Source organism: Pseudomonas sp. No.117, assembly GCF_054558395.1.
Map to the genome: position 1 here is coordinate 178,965 of NZ_BAAJNP010000006.1, position 23,460 is coordinate 202,424.

The 23,460-nt window shown below is 68.2% G+C and carries 22 protein-coding genes and 1 pseudogene; 8 read left to right on the plus strand and 15 right to left on the minus strand.

The annotated features are described in order from the left end of the window. Positions 1 to 19 precede the first annotated feature (19 nt). A complete protein-coding gene (locus ACYJP6_RS15925) occupies positions 20 to 1,576 on the minus strand; it encodes a TerC family protein (RefSeq protein ID WP_459476000.1) in 1,557 nt (518 codons plus the stop codon). A gap of 245 nt (positions 1,577 to 1,821) precedes the next feature. After that, positions 1,822 to 2,598 carry a ferredoxin--NADP reductase gene (locus tag ACYJP6_RS15930; protein WP_459476001.1) on the minus strand — a complete coding sequence of 259 codons (777 nt, stop codon included), beginning with the start codon at positions 2,596 to 2,598 and terminating at the stop codon, positions 1,822 to 1,824. Between the two features lie 72 nt (positions 2,599 to 2,670). Between ACYJP6_RS15930 and ACYJP6_RS15935 the strand changes: the two genes are divergently transcribed. Together ACYJP6_RS15935 and cls are read left to right on the plus strand one after the other, a co-directional pair. Continuing rightward, complete coding sequence (locus ACYJP6_RS15935) at positions 2,671 to 3,801, plus strand: methyltransferase (RefSeq protein ID WP_459476002.1); 1,131 nt, start codon at positions 2,671 to 2,673, stop codon at positions 3,799 to 3,801. A 28-nt stretch (positions 3,802 to 3,829) separates the two neighbouring features. Continuing rightward, positions 3,830 to 5,269 (plus strand): cardiolipin synthase, encoded by a 1,440-nt coding sequence (gene cls, locus ACYJP6_RS15940; RefSeq protein ID WP_459476003.1) that lies wholly within the window; start codon positions 3,830 to 3,832, stop codon positions 5,267 to 5,269. Here the strand turns inward: cls and ACYJP6_RS15945 are convergent. Together ACYJP6_RS15945 and ACYJP6_RS15950 are read right to left on the minus strand one after the other, a co-directional pair. Next, entirely contained in the window at positions 5,266 to 6,138 is an 873-nt protein-coding gene (locus ACYJP6_RS15945; RefSeq protein WP_459476004.1) for an alpha/beta fold hydrolase, read from the minus strand. The two genes, cls and ACYJP6_RS15945, sit on opposite strands and share 4 nt — an antisense overlap. Continuing rightward, on the minus strand, positions 6,135 to 7,025 hold the full coding sequence (locus ACYJP6_RS15950; RefSeq protein ID WP_459476005.1) for an alpha/beta fold hydrolase: 891 nt from the start codon (positions 7,023 to 7,025) through the stop codon (positions 6,135 to 6,137). The genes ACYJP6_RS15945 and ACYJP6_RS15950 overlap by 4 nt, the downstream gene beginning before the upstream one ends. A gap of 120 nt (positions 7,026 to 7,145) precedes the next feature. On the opposite strand from ACYJP6_RS15950, the gene ACYJP6_RS15955 reads away from it, so the two are divergent. Both ACYJP6_RS15955 and ACYJP6_RS15960 read left to right on the plus strand, forming a co-directional pair. Beyond that, positions 7,146 to 7,523: a MerR family transcriptional regulator gene (locus ACYJP6_RS15955; protein ID WP_459476006.1), complete on the plus strand. Its 378-nt coding sequence runs from the start codon at positions 7,146 to 7,148 to the stop codon at positions 7,521 to 7,523. A gap of 93 nt (positions 7,524 to 7,616) precedes the next feature. After that, positions 7,617 to 8,498, plus strand: a complete 882-nt coding sequence (locus ACYJP6_RS15960) for a hypothetical protein (RefSeq protein ID WP_459476007.1) — start codon at positions 7,617 to 7,619, stop codon at positions 8,496 to 8,498. Between the two features lie 101 nt (positions 8,499 to 8,599). On the opposite strand, the gene ACYJP6_RS15965 is transcribed toward ACYJP6_RS15960, so the two are convergent. The 5 genes and pseudogenes from ACYJP6_RS15965 to ACYJP6_RS15985 form a co-directional block, all read right to left on the minus strand. Then, positions 8,600 to 9,694: a methyl-accepting chemotaxis protein gene (locus ACYJP6_RS15965; RefSeq protein ID WP_459476218.1), complete on the minus strand. Its 1,095-nt coding sequence runs from the start codon at positions 9,692 to 9,694 to the stop codon at positions 8,600 to 8,602. Next, positions 9,674 to 10,543, minus strand: a pseudogene (locus ACYJP6_RS15970) (methyl-accepting chemotaxis protein); the annotation flags it as partial. The gene ACYJP6_RS15965 and the pseudogene ACYJP6_RS15970, both read right to left, overlap by 21 nt. A gap of 250 nt (positions 10,544 to 10,793) precedes the next feature. Then, entirely contained in the window at positions 10,794 to 11,708 is a 915-nt protein-coding gene (gene glsB, locus ACYJP6_RS15975) for a glutaminase B (protein WP_459476219.1), read from the minus strand. A 341-nt stretch (positions 11,709 to 12,049) separates the two neighbouring features. Next, positions 12,050 to 12,520, minus strand: coding sequence for a nuclear transport factor 2 family protein (locus ACYJP6_RS15980; protein WP_459476008.1), 471 nt, complete (start codon positions 12,518 to 12,520; stop codon positions 12,050 to 12,052). Between the two features lie 88 nt (positions 12,521 to 12,608). Beyond that, complete coding sequence (locus ACYJP6_RS15985) at positions 12,609 to 13,373, minus strand: LuxR family transcriptional regulator (protein ID WP_459476009.1); 765 nt, start codon at positions 13,371 to 13,373, stop codon at positions 12,609 to 12,611. A gap of 154 nt (positions 13,374 to 13,527) precedes the next feature. On the opposite strand from ACYJP6_RS15985, the gene ACYJP6_RS15990 reads away from it, so the two are divergent. Together ACYJP6_RS15990 and ACYJP6_RS15995 are read left to right on the plus strand one after the other, a co-directional pair. Next, on the plus strand, positions 13,528 to 14,910 hold the full coding sequence (locus tag ACYJP6_RS15990; protein ID WP_459476010.1) for an APC family permease: 1,383 nt from the start codon (positions 13,528 to 13,530) through the stop codon (positions 14,908 to 14,910). A gap of 25 nt (positions 14,911 to 14,935) precedes the next feature. After that, on the plus strand, positions 14,936 to 15,868 hold the full coding sequence (locus ACYJP6_RS15995) for an acetamidase/formamidase family protein (protein WP_459476011.1): 933 nt from the start codon (positions 14,936 to 14,938) through the stop codon (positions 15,866 to 15,868). Here the strand turns inward: ACYJP6_RS15995 and ACYJP6_RS16000 are convergent. Further along, positions 15,841 to 16,737, minus strand: coding sequence for a DMT family transporter (locus ACYJP6_RS16000; protein WP_459476013.1), 897 nt, complete (start codon positions 16,735 to 16,737; stop codon positions 15,841 to 15,843). The genes ACYJP6_RS15995 and ACYJP6_RS16000 overlap by 28 nt on opposite strands. Positions 16,738 to 16,874: 137 nt before the next feature. Between ACYJP6_RS16000 and ACYJP6_RS16005 the strand changes: the two genes are divergently transcribed. Then, a complete protein-coding gene (locus tag ACYJP6_RS16005; RefSeq protein ID WP_459476014.1) occupies positions 16,875 to 17,801 on the plus strand; it encodes a LysR family transcriptional regulator in 927 nt (308 codons plus the stop codon). On the opposite strand, the gene modC is transcribed toward ACYJP6_RS16005, so the two are convergent. From modC to ACYJP6_RS16025, 4 genes are read right to left on the minus strand one after another with little or no spacing between them, the layout of a single operon-like run. Continuing rightward, positions 17,793 to 18,869: a molybdenum ABC transporter ATP-binding protein gene (gene modC, locus ACYJP6_RS16010; RefSeq protein WP_459476015.1), complete on the minus strand. Its 1,077-nt coding sequence runs from the start codon at positions 18,867 to 18,869 to the stop codon at positions 17,793 to 17,795. The genes ACYJP6_RS16005 and modC overlap by 9 nt on opposite strands. Continuing rightward, positions 18,866 to 19,543, minus strand: coding sequence for a molybdate ABC transporter permease subunit (gene modB / locus ACYJP6_RS16015; RefSeq protein WP_459476016.1), 678 nt, complete (start codon positions 19,541 to 19,543; stop codon positions 18,866 to 18,868). Before modB ends, modC begins: the two co-directional genes overlap by 4 nt. Before the next feature lie 4 nt (positions 19,544 to 19,547). Continuing rightward, positions 19,548 to 20,303 (minus strand): molybdate ABC transporter substrate-binding protein, encoded by a 756-nt coding sequence (modA, locus tag ACYJP6_RS16020; protein WP_459476017.1) that lies wholly within the window; start codon positions 20,301 to 20,303, stop codon positions 19,548 to 19,550. A 23-nt stretch (positions 20,304 to 20,326) separates the two neighbouring features. Beyond that, a complete protein-coding gene (locus ACYJP6_RS16025) occupies positions 20,327 to 21,139 on the minus strand; it encodes a TOBE domain-containing protein (RefSeq protein WP_459476018.1) in 813 nt (270 codons plus the stop codon). A 95-nt stretch (positions 21,140 to 21,234) separates the two neighbouring features. On the opposite strand from ACYJP6_RS16025, the gene ACYJP6_RS16030 reads away from it, so the two are divergent. Beyond that, the gene (locus tag ACYJP6_RS16030) at positions 21,235 to 21,663 is read left to right on the plus strand and encodes a TOBE domain-containing protein (RefSeq protein ID WP_459476019.1); all 429 of its coding nucleotides are present in this window, start codon (positions 21,235 to 21,237) and stop codon (positions 21,661 to 21,663) included. A 107-nt stretch (positions 21,664 to 21,770) separates the two neighbouring features. Here ACYJP6_RS16030 and ettA read toward each other — a convergent pair whose 3' ends face one another. Beyond that, on the minus strand, positions 21,771 to 23,435 hold the full coding sequence (ettA, locus tag ACYJP6_RS16035) for an energy-dependent translational throttle protein EttA (protein ID WP_459476020.1): 1,665 nt from the start codon (positions 23,433 to 23,435) through the stop codon (positions 21,771 to 21,773). Positions 23,436 to 23,460 lie beyond the last annotated feature (25 nt).

The window sequence follows — 23,460 nt, forward strand, 5'->3', positions numbered from 1 at the left end:
CTTACCGAAAGCACCCGCCTCACTCGGAGGCGGGTCGTTCCAGGCGGATCCAGCCGATCCGCCGATCCTTGACCGACTCGACCGTCAACTGCCAGCCCTGGTATTCCAGGCGATCGCCCGCCACCGGCAGCCGTCCCAGCAGGTCCACCACCAGCCCGCCGAGGGTCTGGTAATCCTCGTTTTCGGCGATCTGGAAACCGGTACGCTGGGCCAGGGGATGCAGGTTCAGGCCCCCGCTGGCGCGATAGCCATTCTCCACCTTTTCCAGTTCCGGAATGCTGTCTTCGCTGGCGTCCGGCAATTCGCCTGCGATGGCCTCGAGGATGTCGGTAAGGGTCAGTAGGCCCTCGAAGCCACCGAATTCGTTGACCACGAAGGCCACGTGGGTCGAGGCCGCGCGCAGTTGCTCCAGGGCGCCCAGCACCGTGGCCTGGGCCGGCAGGTGGATGGGGGTACGCACCCGGTTGCGCAGGTCGGGGGTCTGGCCCTGCAGGATGTCGGCGAACAGTTCCTTCTTGTGCACGTAGCCCAGGGGTTCGTCGATGTTGCCGTTGACCACCAGCGGCAGGCGCGAATGGGCCGAGGCCAGCAGTTGCGCGCGCAGGCGCTCGGGCGCGGCGTCGGCATCGAGGATGTCGACGTCGGCGCGGGCGGTCATCACCGTGCGCACCGGTCGCTCGCCCAGCTGCAGCACGCCACTGATCATCAGCCGCTCACGACGATCGAACACCGGGCCTTCGCCCTTCTCGCCGTCCATCAGCTCGGCGATGTCCTCGTCCACCTCGTCTTCGCGCAGGCGCCCACCCAGCAGCCGCAGCACGGCCTGGGAGGTGCGCTCGCGCATGCCGAGGCGTTCGTGCAACTGCCGCTTGCGCTTCCAGCGCACCACCTGGTTGGCCAGCTCGATGAGGATCGAGAAACCGATGGCGGCGTAGAGGTAACCCTTGGGAATGTGGAAACCCAGGCCCTCGGCGGTCAAGCTCAGGCCGATCATCATCAGGAAGCCCAGGCACAGCATGATCACCGTGGGGTGGGCGTTGACGAAGGCGGTCAGCGGCTTGCTCGCCACCAGCATCAGGCCGATGGAGATGATCACGGCGATCATCATCACGCTCAGGTGCTCGACCATGCCCACCGCGGTGATGACGGCGTCCAGCGAAAACACGGCGTCGAGCACCACGATCTGCGCCACCACCGGCCAGAAGGCGGCGTAGGCGCGGCTGCCACCGGTCTTGTGGGTATGGCCCTCGATGCGTTCGTGCAGCTCGGTGGTGGCCTTGAACAGCAGGAAGATACCGCCGAACAGCATGATGAGGTCGCGGCCGGAGAAGGCCTTGCCGAACACCTCGAACAGCGGTTCGGTGAGGGTCACCATCCAGGAGATGCTGGCCAGCAGGCCCAGGCGCATGATCAACGCCAGCGACAGGCCGATGACCCGCGCCTTGTCACGCTGCGCGGGCGGCAGCTTGTCGGCGAGGATGGCGATGAAGACCAGGTTGTCGATGCCCAGAACGATTTCCAGGACGATCAGGGTGAGCAGTCCCAACCAGGCGGTGGGATCGGCGATCCATTCCATCAGCAGCGGGCCTCCGCAGGAGAGGGCCGGACGGCCGCGGAGGAAAGAAAGCGGGAGGGGGTGTCAGCCGCACCTGGCCAGGGGGCCGGGGGCGGCTCGGATCTGTCACTGCTCATCGGGACTCGGAAGGTAACCTTGGAGCTTCCGATCCTAGAGCAAGGCTGGCGAAAAGCTAAAGGTCCAACCTTTTCCAATTGTGAAGAAAACGTCAAGTTCGCGGGCTGCCAAGGGTTGCAGCGGGCAAGCTACCAATAGTTTTCCACCGCCACCTGTCCCGGCCGGCGACTCAGCGCCAGTTGCAGATCGCGGGTCTTGAGCAACTGGCGGGTGTCGTCGACCATCTCCGGATTGCCGCAGATGAGGATGCGCGAATGCTCGGGGGAAAACGCCACGCCGGCCGCGCGCTCCAGCTCGCCGTTCTCGATCAGGCTGGTGATGCGGCCGCGCAGGGCGCCGGGATGGTCTTCGCGCGTCACCACGGGTACATAGACCAGCCGATCGGTGAGGCCTTCGAGATGCTCCACCTGGCCGTAGCCCTGGATGACTTCCTGATAGGCCAGGTCGCGGACCTCGCGCACGCTGTAGACCAGTACGATGCGCTCGAAGCGCTCCCAGGTGTCGGGCTCCTGCAGCATCGACAGGAAGGGCGCGAGGCCCGTGCCGGTGGCCAGCAGCCAGAGATCGCGACCGCCGCCGAAGCGCTCCAGGGTGAGATAGCCGTAGGGCTGCTTTTCCACCAGCAGTTCGTCACCCTCGCGCAGGCGGCTCAGTTCGCTGGTGAAGGCGCCGCCGGGCACCACGATGGAGAAGAATTCGAGGAATTCATCATGGGGGGCCGAGACCATGGAGTAGGCGCGCCAGACCACGTCGCCATCGGCCTTGCGTACCCCCAGGCGGGCGAACTGGCCGGCGCGGAAGCGAAAGCGCGGGTCGCGGGTGGTCCTCAGGCTGAAGAGGTTGTCGCTCCAGGGCCAGACGGCGGTAATCGTCTCGCGGGTGAACTTGTCTTCGGTGGCGGTCATACTGGCCTCTTTTTCCCGATTGCTTGGCGCCATTGTCCCGCACTGAGCCGCCGATAAACACCGACAGATACCATGCCTTCTCTCGTCTCGCCCTTCGCCACCCTCGAACTCGACCGTCAGCCGCCTCGTCGCGACGACCCCCTGCAGGCCTTCGACGCCGCCGACGAGTACCTCTTGCAGCAGGTCGCCGAAGACGGCCTGGAGCCCGCCGCGCGGGTGCTGGTGCTCAACGACGCCTTCGGCGCCCTGGCGGTCAGCCTGGCCGGCCATGCCCAGGTGACCTCCAGTGGTGACTCGCACCTGGCGGCCCTCGCGCTGCAGGCGAACCTGGCGCGCAACGGCCTGGCCGCAGATGCCGTGACCTTCATCCCGGCCAGCGAGGTGACCAGCGGTCCCTTCGACCTGGTGCTGGTGCGGGTGCCCAAGACCCTGGCCCTGCTGGAAGAACAGCTGATCCGCCTGCACGGCCAGTTGGCGCCCGGGGCCCGGGTGATCGCCGCCGGGATGCTCAAGCACCTGCCGCGGGCCGCGGGGGATCTGCTGGAGCGCCATATCGGCCCGGTACAGGCCTCGCTGGCGGTGAAGAAGGCGCGACTGCTCTTCGCCACCCCCGAAACTCGTCCAGCCGTGGCTTCGCCCTACCCCAGCCGCTATCGCCTGGAGGCACCGGCGTTGACGCTGGTCAACCACGCCAACGTCTTCTGCCGCGAAGGCCTGGACATTGGCACCCGCGCCTTCCTGCAGAACCTGCCCCAGGGCCTGGGCAGCGCCCGGGTCGCCGACCTCGGTTGCGGCAATGGCGTGCTGGCCCTGGCCTGCGCCCTGGCCAACCCCGAGGCGCAGTTCACCTTGGTGGACGAGTCCTACATGGCGGTGCAGTCGGCGCGGGAGAACTGGACGGCGGCCCTTGCCGACCGGCCGGCCGTGATCCGCGCCGGGGACGGCCTGGCCGACCAGCCGCCCGGTTCGCTGGACCTGATCCTGTGCAACCCACCCTTCCACCAGCAGCAGGTGGTGGGCGATTTCCTCGCCTGGCGCATGTTCCAGCAGGCCCGCACGGCGCTGACCGCCCGGGGCGAGCTATGGCTGGTGGGAAACCGCCATCTGGGTTATCACGTCAAACTCAAGCGACTGTTCAAGCGCGTCGAACAGATCGCCGCGACGCCGAAATTCGTGATCCTCAAGGCGGTCCAACCGCTCTGACATCACTCCGGAGAAGAGAGCCGCCCGCGTGCCATCCTTGCCCCTCGATCTCCACTACATCGCCCTCGCCTTCGAACTGGTCGGCATCAGCGCCGCGGTGCATGCCATCATCACGGTGCGCACCGCCCAGGGGGCCATGGCCTGGGCCATGGCACTGGTGTTCATGCCCTTCCTCAGCCTGATCCCCTACCTGGTGTTCGGGCGGCGGCGCTTCGACAGCTACGTGAAGGCGCGGCGCCAGGCGGACGAGGAGATGGCGCGCCAGGCCGCCGAGCTGGACTGGCGGCCCTGGATCGCCGAGGCCATGGCCGCCCAGCAGTGCAGCGCGGCCAACCGCAAGCTCAAGGCCATGACCGCCCTCACCGGCACGCCCTGCGTGGCCAACAACCAGGTGCGGCTGCTGGTCAACGGCGAGGAGACCTTTGCCGCCATCCTCGGCGCCATTCGCGGTGCCGAGAAAGTCGTGCTGGTGCAATTCTTCATCATCCACGATGACGCCCTGGGCCTCGCCCTGCAGAACACCCTGCTCGATCGCGCCCGCGCCGGGGTCAAGGTCTACCTGCTCTACGACGCCATCGGCAGCCACGCCCTGCCACGGGCCTACGTGGAGAAACTGCGCGAAGCCGGCTGCGAGGTGAAGGGCTTCAGCAACCGCCGTGGGCTGATCAACCGTTTCCAGGTCAACTTCCGCAACCACCGCAAGATCGTGGTGGTGGACGGCGAGGTCGGCTTCACCGGCGGACTCAACGTCGGCGACGAATACATGGGCCTAAAGCCGCCCCTGGCCCCCTGGCGCGACACCCACCTGGAATTGCGCGGCCCGGCCCTGGCCACCCTGCAGGAGACCTTCGCCCAGGACTGGTACTGGGTGACACGCAAACTGCCCACCCTGCTGCTGCCGGAGCGCTACGAAGAGGGCGGGGTGCTCTGCCAGGTGGTGCCCAGCGGGCCGGCGGACGACCAGGAGACCTGCTCGCTGTTCTTCGTCGAAGCCATCCATTCGGCGCGTCATCGCATCTGGATCACCACGCCCTACTTCATCCCTGACGAAGCCGTTTCGGCGGCCCTGCGCCTGGCCGCCCTGCGCGGCGTGGACGTGCGCATCCTGCTGCCCTCGCGGCCGGATCACAAGGTGGTTTACGCCGCCTCCTACCTCTATGCCTTCGAGGCGGTGCACGCCGGCATCCGGGTGTTCCGCTACGGCCCGGGTTTCCTGCACCAGAAGGTGGTGCTGATCGACGAAGACGTGGCCGCCGTGGGCAGCGCCAACCTGGACAACCGTTCCTTCCGCCTCAACTTCGAAGTCATGGTGATGGTGATGGACGTCCAGTTCGCCTGGGAGGTGCGCAAGATGCTGGAGCACGATTTCAGCCGCTCGCGCGAACTCACCCCCGAGGACAACGCCGCCCTGCGCCGCTGGCGGCGGGTGGCCATGCGGGTGGCGCGGGTGTTCTCGCCGGTGCTCTAGACGCCACCCAAGAAAGGTAGCAGCGCCGCCAATACCTCTGCCGGTGACTCCTCCGGTTGCAGATGACCGCCCGGTAGCGCGCAGCCGCGCACGTCGCGGGCCCAGCGGCGCCAGATGGCCAGCGGCGTTTCCTCGCCGGCCTGGGCCGCCGACCAGAGCACCAGCAGTGGGCACTGCACCAGATCGCCCCGCGCCTGGTCGGCGAGATCGTCGGCCAGGTCCTCCTCCGCGCCCGCGCGGTAATCCTCGCAGATGGCCCGGCGCACCGCCGGATCGCCGAAGGCTTGACGATAAGCCGCCAGCGCCTCGGGCTCGACCCGCTCCAGGCCACCGGCCATGCGCGCCAGGACCTGATCGAGAAAGGCCGCGGGAGCGGCCGCCAGCAATCGCTCCGGCAGGTCCGCTGGCTGGGCGAGAAAGGTCCAGTGGAAATTCGCCAGGCTGCGCTCGCGGTCGCAGGCCTGCCAGACCTCCGGCGTGGGCACCACGGTGAGCGAGGCATAGCGTTCGACCCGCGCGGGATGATCCAGGGTCAGGCGATAGCCGACCCGCCCCCCGCGATCATGACCGACCACCGCGAAGCGCGGCAGGCCGAGTGCCTCCATCAGCTCGACCAAGGCCGCCGCCACGCGCCGCTTGGTCCAGCGCGAGCGGTGGTCGAGCTGGCGGCTGGCGCCGTAGCCTGGCAGGTCGGGCACCACGACCCGATAGTGCCGGGCCAGCACCGGCGCGATGTGGCGCCAGGCCAGGTGGGTCTGCGGATAGCCGTGCAGCAGCAGGACCGTCGGGCCCTGGCCGCCGATCACGCCCCGGAAGGCGGCCGAGGCCGTGTCCTGGCTGAGCGGGGTGAAACCGGGGAAGGCAGTCATGGCTGGGGGCGCTCCAGGCGATCGACGAAGGCGGCGAGGTCACGATTGAAGCGTGGCGCCTCTTCCAGGAAGGGCGCATGTCCGGAAGCGGCGTACCGCGTGACCGTGATGCGCGGATTCAGCGCCAGGGCGCGGGCGATGGAAGCCTCGGGCCGCACCAGGGCGTCCTGTTCACCATAGAGCAACCAGAGCGGCACGCGCGCTCCGCCGAGTCCCTTGGTGGCCGCGACGTCCTGACCCTGCACGGCGCTCTGCATGTCCCAGGAGGCCATGGCGGCGGTGGCGTACAGCCGCTGGAACAGCCCGGGCGCGGGCGGGTTGGCGAAGCACAGGGCGAGAAAGGTACGGATCGCGTCCAGATGGGTGCGCAGATCGGGGGAGACGAGCTCCCGATAGACCTCGGGATGCGGCACGATCTGCGCCGAGGCCAGCTCGATGACGCCATCCACGTAAACCGCACCGGCGATATCGGCATCGCCCTGCAGGGCCAGGTAGTTGGAGATCACCGTGGCCCCCAGCGACCAGCCCACCAGCACCGGGCGACGGGCCCCGGTGCTGGCGATGACCGTCGCCAGGTCGTCGGCCCAGCGGCGGCCCTCGCGATAGGGCGTGGCGCCGACTGGCTTGCCGGACAGGCCGTGGCCGCGCAGGTCGTAGGTGATCAGACGGAAGCGGCTCAATTCGAGACTGGCGAGCTGGGCCTCCCAGTTCAACCGACTGCCCAGCAGGCCATGGATGAAGATGAGGGGCACGCCCCTGGGATCGCCCTGCTCCTGGACAGCCAGCTCCACGCCGTCGGGGGCGGTCACCCGCCATTCGCGGGCCTGGGCGGCCAGACTGGTCAGACTCAGCAACAGCAGCAACAACGGCAGACGTACAGGACTCATGGCGGCACTCCGGGAAGGAAAGAGCCGCCAGTCTTGAGGCTGACACCAATGTGAGGGTCAAGCACCGCCCGGCATGAGATAGTGGTGCTCTTCCGCTTCCAGACGCCTTGGACCTTCGTCATGACCGCATCCCCGCCGTCGCTCAGCATCGGTCAACTCGCCGCCGCCACCGCGGTCAGCGTGCGCTCGCTACGTCACTACGAGGCCCAGGGCTTGCTGGTGGCGGGCCGGGGTGCCAACGGCTATCGCCACTTCCCGGCCAGCGCCGTGGCCCAGGTCCGCCAGTTGCAGCGCCTGCTCGGCGCCGGCTTCAGCCTGGCGGAGATCCGCCGCTTTCCCGACTGCATGCGGCTGATCGAGGGCGCCCAGGCCTGTCCGGAAACCTCGGTGGCCCAGCGCGAGCGGCTACGGACGCTGGAACGGCAGATCGACGAACTGGAGAGCCGGCGTGCCCGGCTGCTGCAGATGCTGCGCGACAGCGAGGCCTCTTCGGCCTGAGGGCCCTGGCGAGGAACGGCTCCGCCACCGACCGGTCCCAACCTTGGGTCGGCTCGGCCAGCACGGTGCGGGCACCCTGCCGAGGACGTCGCCATGCGCTCCCTTCTGTTCGCCACCGCGCTCGCCAGCGGGTTGCTGTCCTCGGCGGCCACCAGCGCCGCCCCACGCAGCGTGCCCTCCATCGAGAGCGAGGACGCCGCCCTGGGTAGCGTGGAGGTCAGCGAGAACTCCGGGCGCTTCCACCCGCAGCTCGGCCTCGATGCCCGCAACGGCGACTTTTCCCGCGGCAACTACGATGACGACGCGGCCAGCCTCGACCGCATCCCCTTGCACGCCCAGGCGGGCTTCGCCCTGGACCTGCACCAGGGGGCTGACGGCAGTGCCGATGCCTGGCTGGTGTTCAGCAGTAGCAACGGCTTTCACAGCCCGTCCAGCGACGAAAGGGTCAGCCCCAGGCGCTGGTACGAGAGCAACAACCTGCTCGGCCTGGTGGTGTCGCCGGCGGAGGGCCTGAGGCTCGGCTTCGTCTATACGGTCAAGACCAGTCCCAACGATGTCGCCGCCACCACCCAGGAAGCCAGCCTGACCCTGGCCTACCAGGCCGACTCGGGCCTGGGCGCCTGGCGCCCGGGCCTGGCGATAACCACCCGCACCCAGGGTGACAGCGGCCTCTATACCCAGGCCAGCCTGGAACCGGGGCTGGACCTCTCGGCAGGCGGCCTGCGCCTGAGCTTTCCCAGTGCCCTGGGGGTGGGCTGGAACGGCTTCTACGGACCGGATTCCGGCGACCGCCTCTATGCGCGCACCGGCCTGGCGCTGGAGCAGCCGTTCCGCTGGGGCGAGACCCGCTGGAGCGCCCGCGCCGAAGCCCTGGCGCTCTACCGCGACGGCGCCCTGCGCGAATTGAGCGGCCCGGACGGCGAGACCGATAGCGTGGTGCCCCAGGTGACCTTGAGTCTCTCCATGGCCTACTGACTTCGCGGCCCGACGCGGGATCACAACCGGCGGCCGCCGCACGTCGCCTGACAAGGGCGTCGCCACTCATGCCGCAGCCCGGGGTACCAGGCGCGCCCCGATCAGACGTGAAAGTGCTGCAGCTGTGCCTGCAGACCCTGGCCGAGGCGGGCAAGATCGGCTGACGCCTGGTTGGTCTGGACGCTGGAGGTCGCCGCCTGGTCGGCGATTTCGCGCACGTTCAGGACGCTGCGATTGACCTCCTCGGCTACCGAGCTCTGCTCCTCGGCGGCCGTGGCGATCTGTTGCGTCATCGCCTGGACCCCGGCGATGCCCGCGCAGATATGGTCAAGCGCCGCGCCGGTGTCGCGGATCAAGGTGACGCTGTTGGAGGTCAGGTTGCGGCTGGCGCTCATACGCTCGACCACGGTCAGGGTTCCGGTTTGTAGGGCCTCGACCAGTTGCTGGATCTCCTGGGTGGACTGCTGGGTCCGCTGGGCCAGGGCGCGGACCTCGTCGGCGACAACCGCGAAGCCACGCCCGGCCTCGCCGGCCCGGGCAGCCTCGATGGCCGCATTGAGGGCCAGGAGGTTGGTTTGCTCGGCGACGGACTTGATGACTTCCAGGACGTTGCCGATCTTGCCGCTCTCCGCCTCCAGCTGGCTCATCGCCTGGGCGGCCTGTTCCACCTCGGCGGACAACTGGTCGATCTGCTGGACGGTCTGCCGGACCACCTGGCTGCCTTGGCTGGCATGCTGCACCGCGCTGTCCGCCGCTTCCGCGGTCTGGACCGCATTGCGGGCCACCTCCTGCACCGAGGTGGCCATCTGGTGCATGGCGGTGGCGACGCGCTCGATTTCCTGTTTCTGCGCCCGGGTACCACGCAGACTGGTATCGGTGATGGTCGACAATTCCTCGCTGGAGCTGGCGACCTGGGCGGCACCGTCGCCGATGTGGCCAATCAGGACGCGCAGCCCGGCGGTGGTCTGGTTAAGGCTCTGTTGCAGTTGACCGATCTCATCCTGGCGCAAGGCGTATTGCCGCTCGACGAGATTGCCCTGCCCCAGCTGGGCGACATCCTGCACCACCCGGCGCAGGGCGGGGACGATCTGGCGATTGATCGTCCAGGCTGCGGCGATGCCGATGGCCAGGGCGGCGAGCAGGCAACCAATCAGCCACCAAGAGGCCTGCTGAATGTCATGGGCGCGCAGCGTCATCTGGGAAGCGTAGAGTTCGTTGCTCAGCTTGAGCAGACCTTGATCGCTGGTAGTCAGGGCTTCGGTGGCCTGGGCGATCTTGAGCAGGGCCGCCTGGTTGACGTCCAGCGCCGTCCGGTAGCCCTTCAGATAGGTTTCGAGCTGGCCGATAGCGGCGGGGTCGAGGCTGCCGAAGGCCGCGCCGAGGCCGCCCAGGCCGGTGATGGCCAGCTCGACCTGCTCGACGGCCTTCTGGAAGAACTTGGGCTCGCCACTGTAGGTGTAGCCGCGGGTCTCGAAGCGGGCCCGCTGGAATTGCTCCTTGAGCAAGGCGAGGCTCTGGGTGCGCCGGAGTTGCGTCTCGAGGTCGGCCGCGTTGTCCGCCAGCAATTTCTTCTGCAAGCCTTCCAGCACCAGCGTCGCCGCATCGGCATTCTTGCCCAGCAAGGCGCGAGCCCCGTCGCCGCTCTGGCGGCTGCCACTCGCGCGATAGCTGTCTTCGGTGAGCTTGAACTTCTCCCTGTATTCACCCAGTGCCTTGGCGAAGAGTTCGAGAATCTCGCGATTCACCGGCTTGGTCATCACGGCGTCCAGCCCGGCGTAGCCCGCGTCGATCCGCTTGAGCGTGTCCTGTACCACCTGCGCCTTTTCGGGCGCGCCGACGCTACGCAGGTATTCGACGTGGTCCAATCCCAGCGTCGATACCTCCTGCTGCAGGACATTGACCTTGCCCATGATTTCCATGCGCCAGGACAGCTTGCCGATGGCGCTCCAGCCAACTAGGCCCAAGGCCAGGCAGAGCAGCAGGACCGCACTGAAGCCCAACGCCAACTTCCTGCCTACGGAAACATTGCCAAACCAGCTATTCATTGCGGCGTCCTCTGATTCGAGCGCTCAAGGATCCAAGAAGGTGCACGGGTTCCCGCGGGCTATCGGCTGACGTCAGACAATCTTGAGCTTGAAACGCCAAGTTCGAGCGCTGAAAGCAGCGTCCCAGACGCCTTGGCGATGCCGTGGATAGGCATAGTGCGAGGCAAGGAGCCTTAGGCGAGAAGCAGCGAGTGCGCCCTGCTCGACAGGGCGCCCTCGACGAGAGATCACCGATCGCTACGGGGTCCCGCTAGCCCAGGGGCGCGACGCCGAGTCCTTCCACCAGCGTCTCCAGGGCGCGCAGGCCGGCCACCGAGTTGCCGTAGCTGTCCAGCCGCGGCGACCAGACGCAGATGCTCAGCTGCCCCGGCACGATGGCGACGATGCCGCCCCCTACCCCGCTCTTGCCCGGCAGGCCCACGCGCCAGGCGAAGTCGCCGGCGGCGTCGTAGAGGCCGCAGGTCAGCAGCAGGGCATTGAGTTGGCGGGTCTGCTGGGGCGTCACCACCGGCTGGCCGTCCTGGGGATTGATCCCGCCGTTGGCCAGGAAGGCGAAGGCCCGCGCCACGTCGACGCAGCTCATGGCCAGGGCGCAGCCATGGAAATAGACGTCGAGGACGTCATCGACCTCGCTGTGCAGGTTGCCATAGGCCTTCATCAGATAGGCCAGGGCTGCGTTGCGCGCCTTGTGCTCCATCTCCGAGCGGGCCACCCGGTCGTCGAAGTTGAGCACCGGGTTGCCGGCCAGGCGCCGCGCCTGCTCGCGCATCATCCAGTGGATGGACATGATGCGCGACACCAGCAGTTCGCAGACCAGCACGGCGCCGGCATTGATGAAGGGGTTGCGCGGGATGCCCTGCTCGCCCTCCAGCTGCACCATGGAGTTGAAGGCCTGCCCGGAGGGCTCACGGCCGACGCGAGTCCAGATGTCCGCCTCATCCAGGCGCTGCATGGCGATCACCAGGTTGAGCACCTTGGAGATGGACTGGATGGAAAACGGCGTATCGGCCGCTCCCGCCTGCCAGACCTGGCCCTTGACGTCGCATACCGCGATGCCGAACTGATCCGGCGCCACCTCGGCCAGGGCCGGGATGTAGTCGGCCACCTTGCCTTCGCCGAAATGGCGCGGCGCGGCGGCGGCGATGCGGTCGAGCAGGGGTTGCAGCTGCTGGCGGTCGAAGGGCTCTGGCATGGCGAATCCGAAGCGGGCGGGGGCGCCAAGTGTAGGGGGCGGCACTGCCTCAGGCGAGACCCGGCTGCCGCTGGCCTTATCAAAGGCAGCAGCCTATCGAGGGTAGCGGCGCTGGGGCAGGTTGGGCTGAGCGCAGCGAAGCCCAACGGAAGGTGCGCTGATGCGGGCGGCCTGGCCCGCAGACGACAATCCCTCGCCAATACTGGCGTGATCGCCTGCAACACCCACCAGGGCCACCGGAAATCAGAACGGCACGCCGCCGCCGAGCTGGTAACGTTGGGCTTCGCGTGCGCTCAACCCAACCTACACCTTTCTCACAAACCCAATTCGCTCAAGCCCGGATGATCATCCGGTCGCCGGCCCTGGGACCAGAGAAACAGCCGCTCGGCCTGCGTGATCGGCAGGTCGTTGATGCTGGCGTGACGTTCGGCCATCAAGCCCTGGTCGTCGAAATACCAGTTCTCGTTGCCGTAGGAGCGATACCACTGGCCGTTGTCGTCATGCCATTCGTAGGCAAAGCGCACGGCGATGCGCGCTTCGCTGAAGGCCCAGAGCTCCTTGATCAGCCGGTACTCCCCCTCGCGCTGCCACTTGCGGGTCAGAAAGGCCTCGATGGCCGCGCGGCCCTGGAAGAATTCCGCACGGTTGCGCCAGCGGCTGTTGGCGGTATAGGCCTGTGCCACCTTGGCCGGGTCGCGACCGTTCCAGCCGTCTTCGGCGGCGCGGACCTTCTGCCGGGCGGTGTCCAGGGTGAAGGGCGGTACGGGGGGACGGGCAGCGCTCATGGGGCATTCCTTGGGAAGTGAAGCCCCAGTGTCGATGCGACGCGCCCGGGTCGCAAGGTCGATCACCCCACGGATCCGGCCAGGTCGCTCAGACTTCGACCAGCCGGTAGTGCAGCCCCCGCACTACGGCCTCGACGCGATTGCGCGCCCCCAGCTTGCGGGCGGCGGAGTTGAGGTGCAGGTTGACCGTGGCGGTGGATCTGTTGAGCGTGGCGGCGATGCGCTTAGCGGTCAGGCCCTTGGCCGAGTACTGCAGGCATTCGCGCTCGCGCGGCGTCAGGCGGATCTGCCCGCAGCGGCGCTCCGCCGGGGCCAGCAGTTCGTCGGCGCGGGCCTGGAAGGCATGGGCCAGCACCAGGAAGGCACCCAGGCAGGCCTCGCCGGCCGCCTCGGCGTCGCGGGCATCGGCATCGAGGATGCCGGTCAGGGTGGCGAAGGCCCCTCCTGGCAGGTGCAAGGGCACCGTCACCCCGGTGGCGAGGCCGCTGTCACGTACATAGCAGGTGACCGGGCGATGGCTGTCACCGAGGTACTCGCGCAGGGCGCTGCGGGTTTCGCTGCGAAACGACCAGACGAAGGGCGCGGCGCGACGGCTGGCGCACTGCTGCACGGGGTCGATCTGGTAGTAGCCGCGCTCGCACCAGAAGGCCTGCATGTCCGCCGGGGCATTGCGCACCTTGAACACCGAAGGCGTGATGAGCACCCCCTCGTGGCTCAGCGGTACCGGCGCATAGTCGTAGATCAGCGCCTTGCAGCCCAGGCCGTCGGCGGTCTCCTGCACGGCATCCAGGCAGGCGTCGAGGCTGGCCAGTGCGGCGAGTCGGCTGCTGATGGTGACCAGATCGGCATGCATCTTGGAATTCCCCCTGGGGTCGCGATGAGGGAAAGAAAGCAAAGGCTCTGCCAGTCGCCGGCGATCACGCGCAAACCTAGCACTTTTGTGGATGGGGCCGTCGCCCACCCTGGCCTAGAGTCGGGTTCACACCCGCCCCTTCGAGGAAACCGCCATGACCCAGCACGCTCCGTCCGGCGACAGCGCCGAACTCGCCCGCTTCGGCTACACCCAGGAACTCAGGCGCCAGCTCGGGTTGAAGGACCTGCTGATCTACGGCCTGGTATTCATGGTGCCCATCGCACCCTTTTCCATCTTCGGCGGGGTGTTCGACGCCAGTCACGGCATGGTGCCCCTCACCTACCTGATCGGCTTCGTCGCCATGCTGTTCACTGCGGTGAGCTACCAGCAGATGTCCCGCGCCTTCCCGGTGGCCGGCTCGGTCTACGCCTACGTCGGCCGTGGCCTGCACCCGGCCCTGGGCTTTCTCGCCGGCTGGGCGATCCTGCTCGACTACCTGCTGGTGCCCACCCTGCTCTATGTGATCGGTGCCAACGCCATGGCCAACGTCATCCCGGCCATTCCGCAGCCGCTGTGGATCCTCTTCTTCGTCGGCCTCAACACCCTAGTCAACCTGCGCGGCATCGAGACCACCGCCCGCGCCAACCGGCTGTTCCTCTATGGCCAGCTCGCGGTGCTGCTGGTGTTCGTGGTGCTGGCCGCGCTCGCCATCAGCCGCGGCGTCAACGGCGCCGAATGGAGTCTGAAGCCGCTGTACAACCCCCAGGAATTCTCCCTGCCGCTGATCTTCAGCGCCCTCTCGGTAGCAGTGCTGTCCTTTCTCGGCTTCGACGCCATTTCCACCCTTTCCGAGGAAACCCGTGGCGGTAGCCGCGTGGTGGGTCGCGCCACCCTGCTTGCGCTGACCCTGGTGGCGGCGCTGTTCATGGTGCAGACCTGGCTGGCCGCCCTGCTGCAACCCAACCTCATCCAGTACCCCGACGCCGACGCCTCCAACAACGCCTTCTACGAGATCGGTCGGCTGATCGCCGGGCCCTGGCTGCAGGTGGTGATCGCCCTGGCGGTGGCCATCGGCGCGGCCATCGCCAATGCCCTGGTGGCCCAGGCCGCCACCTCGCGCCTGCTGTTCGCCATGGCCCGCGACCGCCAGTTGCCGCAGTTCCTGCGCCAGATCCATCCCGAGACGCGGGTACCCCAGCGGGCCATCCTGCTGGTGGCGGTGCTGAGCCTGGTGCTCGGGCTGTTCTTCGTTGGCCAGATCAATCTGCTGGCCTCCATGTGCAACTTCGGTGCGCTGACCGCCTTCCTGCTCCTGCATGTGGCAGTCGCCTGGCATCACCGGGGCGCCGGGCGGCCGGTGCTGTACGCCCTGGTGCCGCTGGTCGGCTTCATCATCCTCGCCTATGTGCTGTTCAACGCCGACGTCTACGCCAAGGTCGGCGGCAGTTGCTGGATGGTGCTGGGGCTGGCCGTGCTGGCCTTCCTCAAGGCCAGCGGCCGGACCGTGGAATTCAAGGCCAACGACGCCGTCCACTAGGCATCACCCACGCGTGGAGACTGCGATGATCAAGACCCTGCACAGCCAGCACTGCCATTGCGGCTGGGATCACAGCCTGGCGCCGGCGCTGCAGGTGGCGCCGGGGGAGACGGTCAGCTTCGCCTGCCGCGATGCGGCGGACGGCCACTTCCACCCCGGCTCCAGCGCCGCCGACATCGCCTCGCTGCCCTTCGAGCGCGTCAACCCGATCTGCGGCCCGCTGTGGATCGAGGGTGCCGAACCGGGCGACGTGCTCAAGGTGACCCTGGACAGCTTCACCCCCAGCGGCTTCGGCTGGACCGCCAACATCCCGGGGTTCGGCCTGCTCGACGATCAGTTTCCCGCGCCCGTCCTGCAGCTCTGGCAGTACGACAGCAGCGCTCAGGCGCCCGCCGCCTTCGGCGACCTGGCGCGGGTTCCGCTCAAGCCCTTCGCCGGCACCCTGGGCGTGGCCCCCGCCGCACCAGGCCTGCACTCGGTGGTGCCGCCACGGCGGGTGGGCGGCAACCTGGACATCCGCGACCTGGCGGCCGGCACGACCCTCTACCTGCCAGTGGAAGTGGCCGGAGCGCTCTTCTCCATCGGCGATACCCATGCCGCCCAGGGTGATGGCGAGGTCTGCGGCACCGCCATCGAGACCGCCATGGCGGTCACCGCCACCTTCGAGCTGATCAAGCAGCAGCCGCTGGCCATGCCGCGCTTCAGCACGCCCGGACCGGTGACCCGGCACCTGGACGGCGCCGGCTACGAGGTCTTCACCGGCGTCGGACCGGATCTGATGGCCGCGGCCCGCATGGCCGTCAGCGGCGCCATCGACTGGCTCGGGCAGACCCGCAACCTGCCGGCGGAACAGGCCTATCTGCTCTGCTCGGTCTGTGGCGACCTGCGCATCAGCGAGATCGTCGACGTGCCGAATTGGGTGGTCGGCTTCTATTTTCCGCGGATCGTGTTCGACTGATTCACTACCCGTCGCGGCAACGTCCCCCACAGCGAGGCGATGACGATCAGCAGGCCGCCCAGCCAGCCCCAGAGGCCCAGGCGTTCATCCAGCCAGAAGGCGGCGAACAGCGCGCCGAACAACGGCTCGGCGCCCATCAGCAGGGCCACGCGCGTGGCGCTGGTGCGGCCCAGGGCGTAGTTCTGGGCCAGGAAGGCGCCCAGGGTGCAGAACAACACCAGGTAGCCGGTGGCCAGCCAGAAGCCCGGCTGCACCGGCAGTGGCGCCAGGCCCGGCCCCAGGGCGAACAGCAGCAGACAGACCAGGCCCACCACCCCGGTCTGTACCGCGGTCAGCGCCAGGGCCGGTATCGGTGCGCTGGCCCGTTGCAGGCGGCGCCTTACCACGCAGACATTGATCGCCCGCAGCACCGCTGCCAGCAGGATCAGGCCGTCGCCCAGGTTGAAGCTCAGGGTCACGCCACGGGTCAGCAGACCGGCACCTACCACCGCCAGCGCCGCGGCACCCAGGGCGCGGCCTTCCGGTCGCTGGCCGAGCAACCACCATTCGGCGAAGGGCGTCAGGGCCACGCAGAGGCTGATGAGGAAGGCGGCGTTGCTGGCGCTGGTCAGGGCGACGCCAAAGGTCTCGCTGAGAAAGATCGCCAACAGCAGCAGACCGGTCGGCACCCCGGGTCGCCAGGCTCGCCGTCCTTCACCCCTCAGGGTCGGTGCCAGCAGCAGCGCGGTGAGGCAGAAGCGCAGCGCCAGGTAACCCAGCACCGGGTAGAGCACCACGGCATCCTTGACCACGGCGTAGCTGGTACCCCAGACCAGGGCGGTGGCGAGCAGCAGGCCCTCGGCCAGGCCGAAGGTGGAACGTGGCGGCATGGGGGCTTCTCCGCGAATCAGGGCGCCATTGTGCCGGGAGTAAATTCTGCCCATAAGCCCAGCGGCCGGCACAGCTCTTGTTCCGCCAGCGCAGCAATGCCAGCATTCTCCATCCCATTGCTTCCCCGGATTCAGGCATGGATCTCTTGCGCGCCCTCCCCCTGCTGCCCTGCATGGTCGCCTTCGCCAAGGTGGTGGAGACCGGCAGCTTCACCGCCGCAGCCCGGCTGCTCGACGCCACGCCCTCGGCGGTCAGCCGCCAGGTCGCCCGGCTGGAACGGGAGCTGGGGGTACGACTGCTGCAGCGCACCACCCGCCAATTGCGCCTCAGCGAGGCCGGCCGCGAGGTGCTGGAGCACTGTCGCCAGCTGCTGGCAGCCGCCGGCGCGGCGCTGGACAGCGGCCAGCAGCACCGCGAGGCACCCCGCGGCCAGGTGCGCCTGGCGGTGCCCAAGGCGGTCGGCTACCGGCTGATCGCCCCGCTGCTGCCGGAATTCTTCCAGCGCTATCCCGAAGTGGATCTGCAACTGCGCCTGGACGATCGTCCGCTGGATCCCATCGCCGACGACCAGGACCTGCTGGTGCGCATCACCGAGCAGCCGCCGGCCGGCTTCGTCGCCCGGCCGCTGCGGCGAATGGATTTCGTGCTCTGCGCCAGCCCCGCCTATCTAGGGCGCCACGGCGTGCCGCAGCAGCCCCAGGCGCTGGCCGAGCACCAGTGCCTCTACCTCGGCGAAACGCCGGGCGACCAGCGCTGGCAACTGCGCCGCGGCGACCGGGTGGAAAGCGTGACGGTACGTGGCCGGCTGGCCTGCAACCATAGCGGCGTGCGGCTGGAGGCCGCCCTCGCCGACCTGGGCATCGCCTGCCTGCCGGCCTTCGCCGCCGAAGCCGGTCTGGCCGACGGCAGCCTGCGGCGGGTGCTACCCGACTGGCAGTACCTCGGCCCTTACCAGGGCACCGCCTGGCTGCTCTACCCGCCGGATCGCCAGTTGCCGCAGGCGGTGCGGGTGCTGGTGGATTTTCTGCTGGAGCGGCTCAAGCCAGCCCCGGGTTCAGGCTAGAACGGCCACCGACTTGAGCTGCGCCCAGACCCGACTCCCCGGCTGCAGCGCCAGGCGCTCCAGCGAATAGCGGGTGATCCGCGCCAGCAGTGCGCTACCCCCGAGGTCCAGGCGCAGCAGTACCTGGGCCGGCGAGCGGGTCGGGGCGATCTCGGCGACGGTGGCCGGCAGCACGTTTAGGATACTGCTGTGCTGGCGTTCCAGACTCAGGCTGACGTCCCGCGCCAGCACCTTGATGCGCAGCGCCTGGCCGGGGGGTAGCGGGGCATGGGCCAGCAGCACCCGCTGCTCGCCGGCCAGGCCCAGGCTGAGCAGGCCGTAATCCGGATCATGGCCCAGCACCCGCCCTTCCAGTACCACCCCGGCGTCGTCGGCCAGGGCGATGGGCAAGTCGAGGCGCGCCAGTACCTCGGCCGTCGGCCCACTGGCCAGTACCCGCCCCCGCTCCAGCAGCACCAGGTGATCGGCCAGCCGCGCCACCTCGTCGGGGGCATGGCTGACATAGAGGATCGGCAGCGCCAGCTCCCGGGTCAGGCGTTCCAGGTAGGGCAGGATCTCGGCCTTGCGCTCGGCGTCCAGCGCCGCCAGGGGCTCGTCCATCAGCAAGAGGCGCGGGCTGGTCAGCAAGGCCCTGGCAATGCCGACCCGCTGGCGCTCGCCACCGGACAGCCGCGCCGGCATCCGCGAGAGCAGGCCCTCGATGCCCAGCAGTTCGACGACCTGCTCCAGCTCCAGCCGGCGCGCGCTGGGCACTACCCGTTGCCAGCCGAACAGCAGGTTGCGTCTCACGTCCAGGTGCTCGAACAGATTGGCGTCCTGGAAGACATAACCCAGGGCGCGGCGGTGGGGCGGCAGGAACAGCTGGCGGTCACTGTCCTGCCAGGTCTCCCCAGCCACCACCAGGCGGCCTCGGGCCGCGGGTTCGAGACCGGCCACGCACCTCAGGCAGCTGGTCTTGCCCGAGCCCGAGGGGCCGAACAGCGCGGTGACGCCGCTGGCGGGCAATGCCAAGTCCACGTCCAGCGTGAAGCCGAGGTGTGAGAGTGCGAATCTCGCCGCCAGACTCATATCCAGGCCGACCGCCCGCGGCGGCCATAGAGCAGCAGGAGGATCACGAAGGAAAACACCAGCATGCCGCCGGCCAGGAGGTGCGCCTGGGGATATTCCATGGCTTCCACGTGGTTGAATATCTGGGTGGAGATGACCTGGGTGCGCCCGGGTACGTTGCCGCCGATCATCAGGACCACGCCGAATTCACCCACGGTGTGGGCGAAGCCGAGGATGGCGGCGGTGACGAAGCCCGGACGGGCCAGCGGCAGCACCACATGGCAAAAGGTATCCAGCGGACCGGCCCTGAGGGTCGCCGCCGCCTCCAGGGGGCGCGGGCCGATGGCTTCGAAGGCGTTCTGCAGCGGCTGCACCACGAAGGGCAGCGAATAGAACAGCGAGCCCACCACCAGTCCGGCGAAGGTGAAGGGCAGCCGGCCCAGGCCCAGGGCCTCGGTCAACTGGCCCACCCAGCCCTCCGGCCCCATGGCCAGCAGCAGGTAGAAGCCGATCACCGTGGGCGGCAGCACCAGTGGCAGGGCCACCAGGGCCCCGATGGGGCCCTTGAGCCAGGACCGGGTGCGCGCTAGCCACCAGGCGATGGGCGTACCCAGCACCAGCAGCAGCAGGGTGGTCACGCTGGCCAGCTCCAGGGTCAGGCGGATCGCCGCCCAGTCCGCCGCGGTCAGGCTCATGGCGTCACTGCCGGTAGCCGTAGGCCTTGAGCACCGCGGCCGCCTGGGGTCCCTTGAGGTAGGCCAGCAGTGCCTTGGCCGCTGGCTGGTCCTGGCCCGGCGCCAGCAACACGGCGTCCTGCCGAATGGGTTCGTAGAGCTCGGCCGGCACGATCCAGGCCGAGCCCTCCTTGAGCTTGCCGTCCTGGTAGATCTGCGACAGGGCGACGAAGCCCAGGTCGGCATTGCCGGTGGCGACGAACTGATAGGCCTGGGTGATGCTCTGGCCTTCGACCAGCATGGCCTTGACCGCTTCGGTCAGGCCCAGCTTGGCCAGCACCTGGGTCGCGGCCAGGCCGTAGGGCGCGGTCTTGGGATTAGCGATGGCCAGGTGGGCGAAGGCGTTGCGCTTGAGTACCGCGCCCTCCCCGTCGACATAGCCGGTCTTGGGCGACCACAGCGCCAGGGTGCCGATGGCATAGGTGAAGCGCGAGCCCTTGACCGCCACGCCCTCGCTTTCCAGCTTGGCCGGGGTGCTGTCGTCGGCGGCGAGGAAGACCGCGAAGGGCGCGCCATTCTTGATCTGGGTATAGAGCTGACCGGTGGCACCGCTGGCGATCACCAGGTGATGACCGGTGTCCTGCGCGAAGCGCTCGCCGATGGCCTTGAGCGGGGCGCTGAAGTTGGCGGCCACGGCCACCTGGACCTCGTCGGCCAGCACGGGCGTGGCCAGGGTAGCGGCCACCAGGGGCAGTAACAGACGGGAGCGAAGGGACGTCATGGAAGTCTCTCTGAGGTTGGAGTCTAGGAAGCGCTCATCAGCAGCACGCTAGTTGCGCTGAAGCAGGCGCAGGCAACCACCCCGACGGCGAGCCCGAGTTGGCGACTGCTGTTGGCGGTGAGGGTGGCGGTGACCCGGCGGCCGGCGGGCAGCGCCAGGACCACCTCGTGGTTGATCGGCCCTGCGTGGACCCGCTCGACCGTGCCCCACAGCTGGTTCTGCGCCGACAGCCGCAGGCCCGGATCGGTACCGATCAACACGGCGGACGCCTTGACCAGCGCCACCACCGAACGGCCCGGCGCCAGCTGCAGCTGTTCGGCGCTCTCGCGGGTCACCAGGGCGGTGAGCGCCGTGGCATCGTCCAGGCGCAGGGTCACGGCGCTTTCCACATCGCTGTGCTCGAGCGCCTCGACCGCGCCGGAAAACTGGTTGCGGGCGCTGCTGCGCCAGTTGAGATTGAGCAGCAGCTGGCGGAAGTCGGCCACCTCGGTGCGGCTGGCTTCGTCGAGGCTGGCCGCCACCTGGTCCAGGGTGGTCTGGTAGTGCTGTTCCAGCGCCCGGTAGAAGGCCACCACCCGTTGGCCGTAGGCGGTCAGCCGGGTGCCACCGCCACCGCTGCCGCCGGTGCTGCGCGCCACCAGCGGCTGGGCGGAGAGGTTGTTGATCTGGTCCACCGCATCCCAGGCCGCCTTGTAGGACAGCGGCACCCGCTTGGCCGCCTGGCTGATGGAGCCGGTGGCGGCGATGGCCTCCAGCAGGCGGATGCGGGTCTGGGTCAGCTCGGCACCGACGCTGCTTTCCAGGGACAGATGGGCGACGAAGGGCGAGGCGCTCATCTCGGACCCTCCGGCGTTCGGGTTGTATGACTACAACGACACTGCCTAGAGTGACGCCTTCTGTCCCCCACCCCACTGCTCAGGAACAACGTCGAATGAAGGTCAGCGCCCGCAATGTCTTCCAGGGAACCGTCAGCCAGGTGCGCGAAGGCGCGGTGAATGCCGAGGTGACCCTCGCCCTGCCAGGCGGTACCGAACTGGTGGCCGTGGTCACCCTGGACAGCGTGAAGAGCCTGGAGCTGGCGCCGGGCAAGCCGGCCGTGGCCCTGGTCAAGGCGCCCTGGGTGATGGTGATGGCCGCCGACAGCGGGTTGCGCCTGTCGGCGCGCAACTGCCTGGCCGGAACCGTGGAGAGCGTCAGCGACGGCGCGGTCAACGCCGAGATCGTCATCGCCCTGCCCGGTGGCAGCCGCGTGGTGGCCATGGTCACCCGCGACGCGGTGCAGGACCTGCAGCTGGCCCCGGGCGTGGCCGCCACGGCGGTGTTCAAGGCGTCTCATGTGATCCTGGGTGTCCCGGCCTGATCCGTGGGGCAGCGGAGCGGATCCGCCCGCGCGTTATAGCCTCAAGTATATAGCGTGAGACAAAAGAAAACGCCGGCAGGTTTCCCTGCCGGCGTTTCGCTTGGCGCTTAGGCCAGCTTCTTGTACTTCACCCGCTTCGGCTGGGCCGCGGCCTCGCCCAGGCGCTTCTTGCGATCGGCTTCGTACTCGGTGTAGTTGCCTTCGAAGAACACCACGTTGGAGTCATCCTCGTAGGAGAGGATGTGGGTGGCGATGCGGTCGAGGAACCAGCGGTCGTGGGAGATCACGATGGCCGCGCCGGGGAAGTCCAGCAGGGCGTCTTCCAGGGCACGCAGGGTTTCCACGTCCAGGTCGTTGGAGGGTTCGTCCAGCAGCAGCACGTTGCCGCCCTGCTTGAGGGTCAGCGCCAGGTGCAGGCGACCGCGCTCACCGCCGGAGAGGTCCTTGACGAACTTCTGCTGGTCGGCGCCCTTGAAGTTGAAGCGACCCACGTAGCTGCGCGACGGCACCTCATAGTTGCCGATCTTGATCACGTCGGAGCCATCGGACACCTGCTCCCAGACGGTCTTGGTGTCGGACAGGTTCTCGCGGCTCTGGTCGACGCTGGCCAGTTGCACGGTATCGCCGATCTCGATGGTGCCGGAGTCCGGCTGCTCCTTGCCCATGATCATGCGGAACAGGGTCGACTTGCCCGCGCCATTGCCGCCGATGACGCCGACGATGGCGCCCTTGGGCACCACGAAGCTGAGGTCGTCGATCAACAGGCGATCGCCGTAGCCCTTGCTGACGTTCTTGAACTCGATGACCTTGTCGCCCAGGCGCTGGCCGGCGGGGATGTAGATTTCGTTGGTCTCGCTGCGCTTCTGGAATTCCTGGGACTGCATTTCCTCGAAGCGCTGCAGGCGAGCCTTGGACTTCGACTGGCGGGCCTTGGCGCCGGAACGCACCCACTCCAGTTCGGCCTTCATGGCCTTGGCGTGGGCGGCTTCCTGCTTGGCTTCCTGGGTCAGGCGCGCGGCCTTGGATTCCAGCCAGCCGGAGTAGTTGCCCTCGAAGGGGATGCCCTGGCCACGGTCCAGTTCCAGGATCCAGCCGGCGACGTTGTCGAGGAAGTAGCGGTCGTGGGTGATGGCCACCACGGTGCCGGGGAAGTCGTGCAGGAAGTGCTCCAGCCAGGCCACCGAGTCGGCATCCAGGTGGTTGGTGGGTTCGTCCAGCAGCAGCATGTCGGGCGCCGACAGCAGCAGGCGGCACAGCGCCACCCGGCGCTTCTCGCCACCGGAGAGCACGCCGACCTTGGCGTCCCAGGCCGGCAGGCGCAGGGCGTCGGCGGCGACTTCCAGCTGGCGATCCAGGTTGTGGCCGTCGGCGGCCTGGAGGATGGCCTCCAGCTTGGCCTGCTCGGCGGCCAAGGCGTCGAAGTCGGCGTCCGGCTCGGCGTAGGCGGCATAGACCTCGTCCAGGCGCGCCTGGGCCTGCTTGATCTGGCCGACCGCTTCCTCGACTACGTCACGAACCGTCTGCTCGGGATCAAGTTTCGGTTCCTGCGGCAGATAACCCACATTGATACCGGGCATCGGGCGCGCTTCACCTTCGATCTCGGTATCGACGCCGGCCATGATGCGCAGCAGCGTCGACTTGCCCGCCCCGTTCAGGCCGAGCACGCCGATCTTGGCGCCCGGGAAGAAGGACAGGGAGATGTTCTTGAGGATTTCACGCTTGGGCGGCACGACCTTGCCGACCCGATGCATGGTGTAGACGTATTGAGCCATGGTTGGACCTTGGGAGCGGAATGAA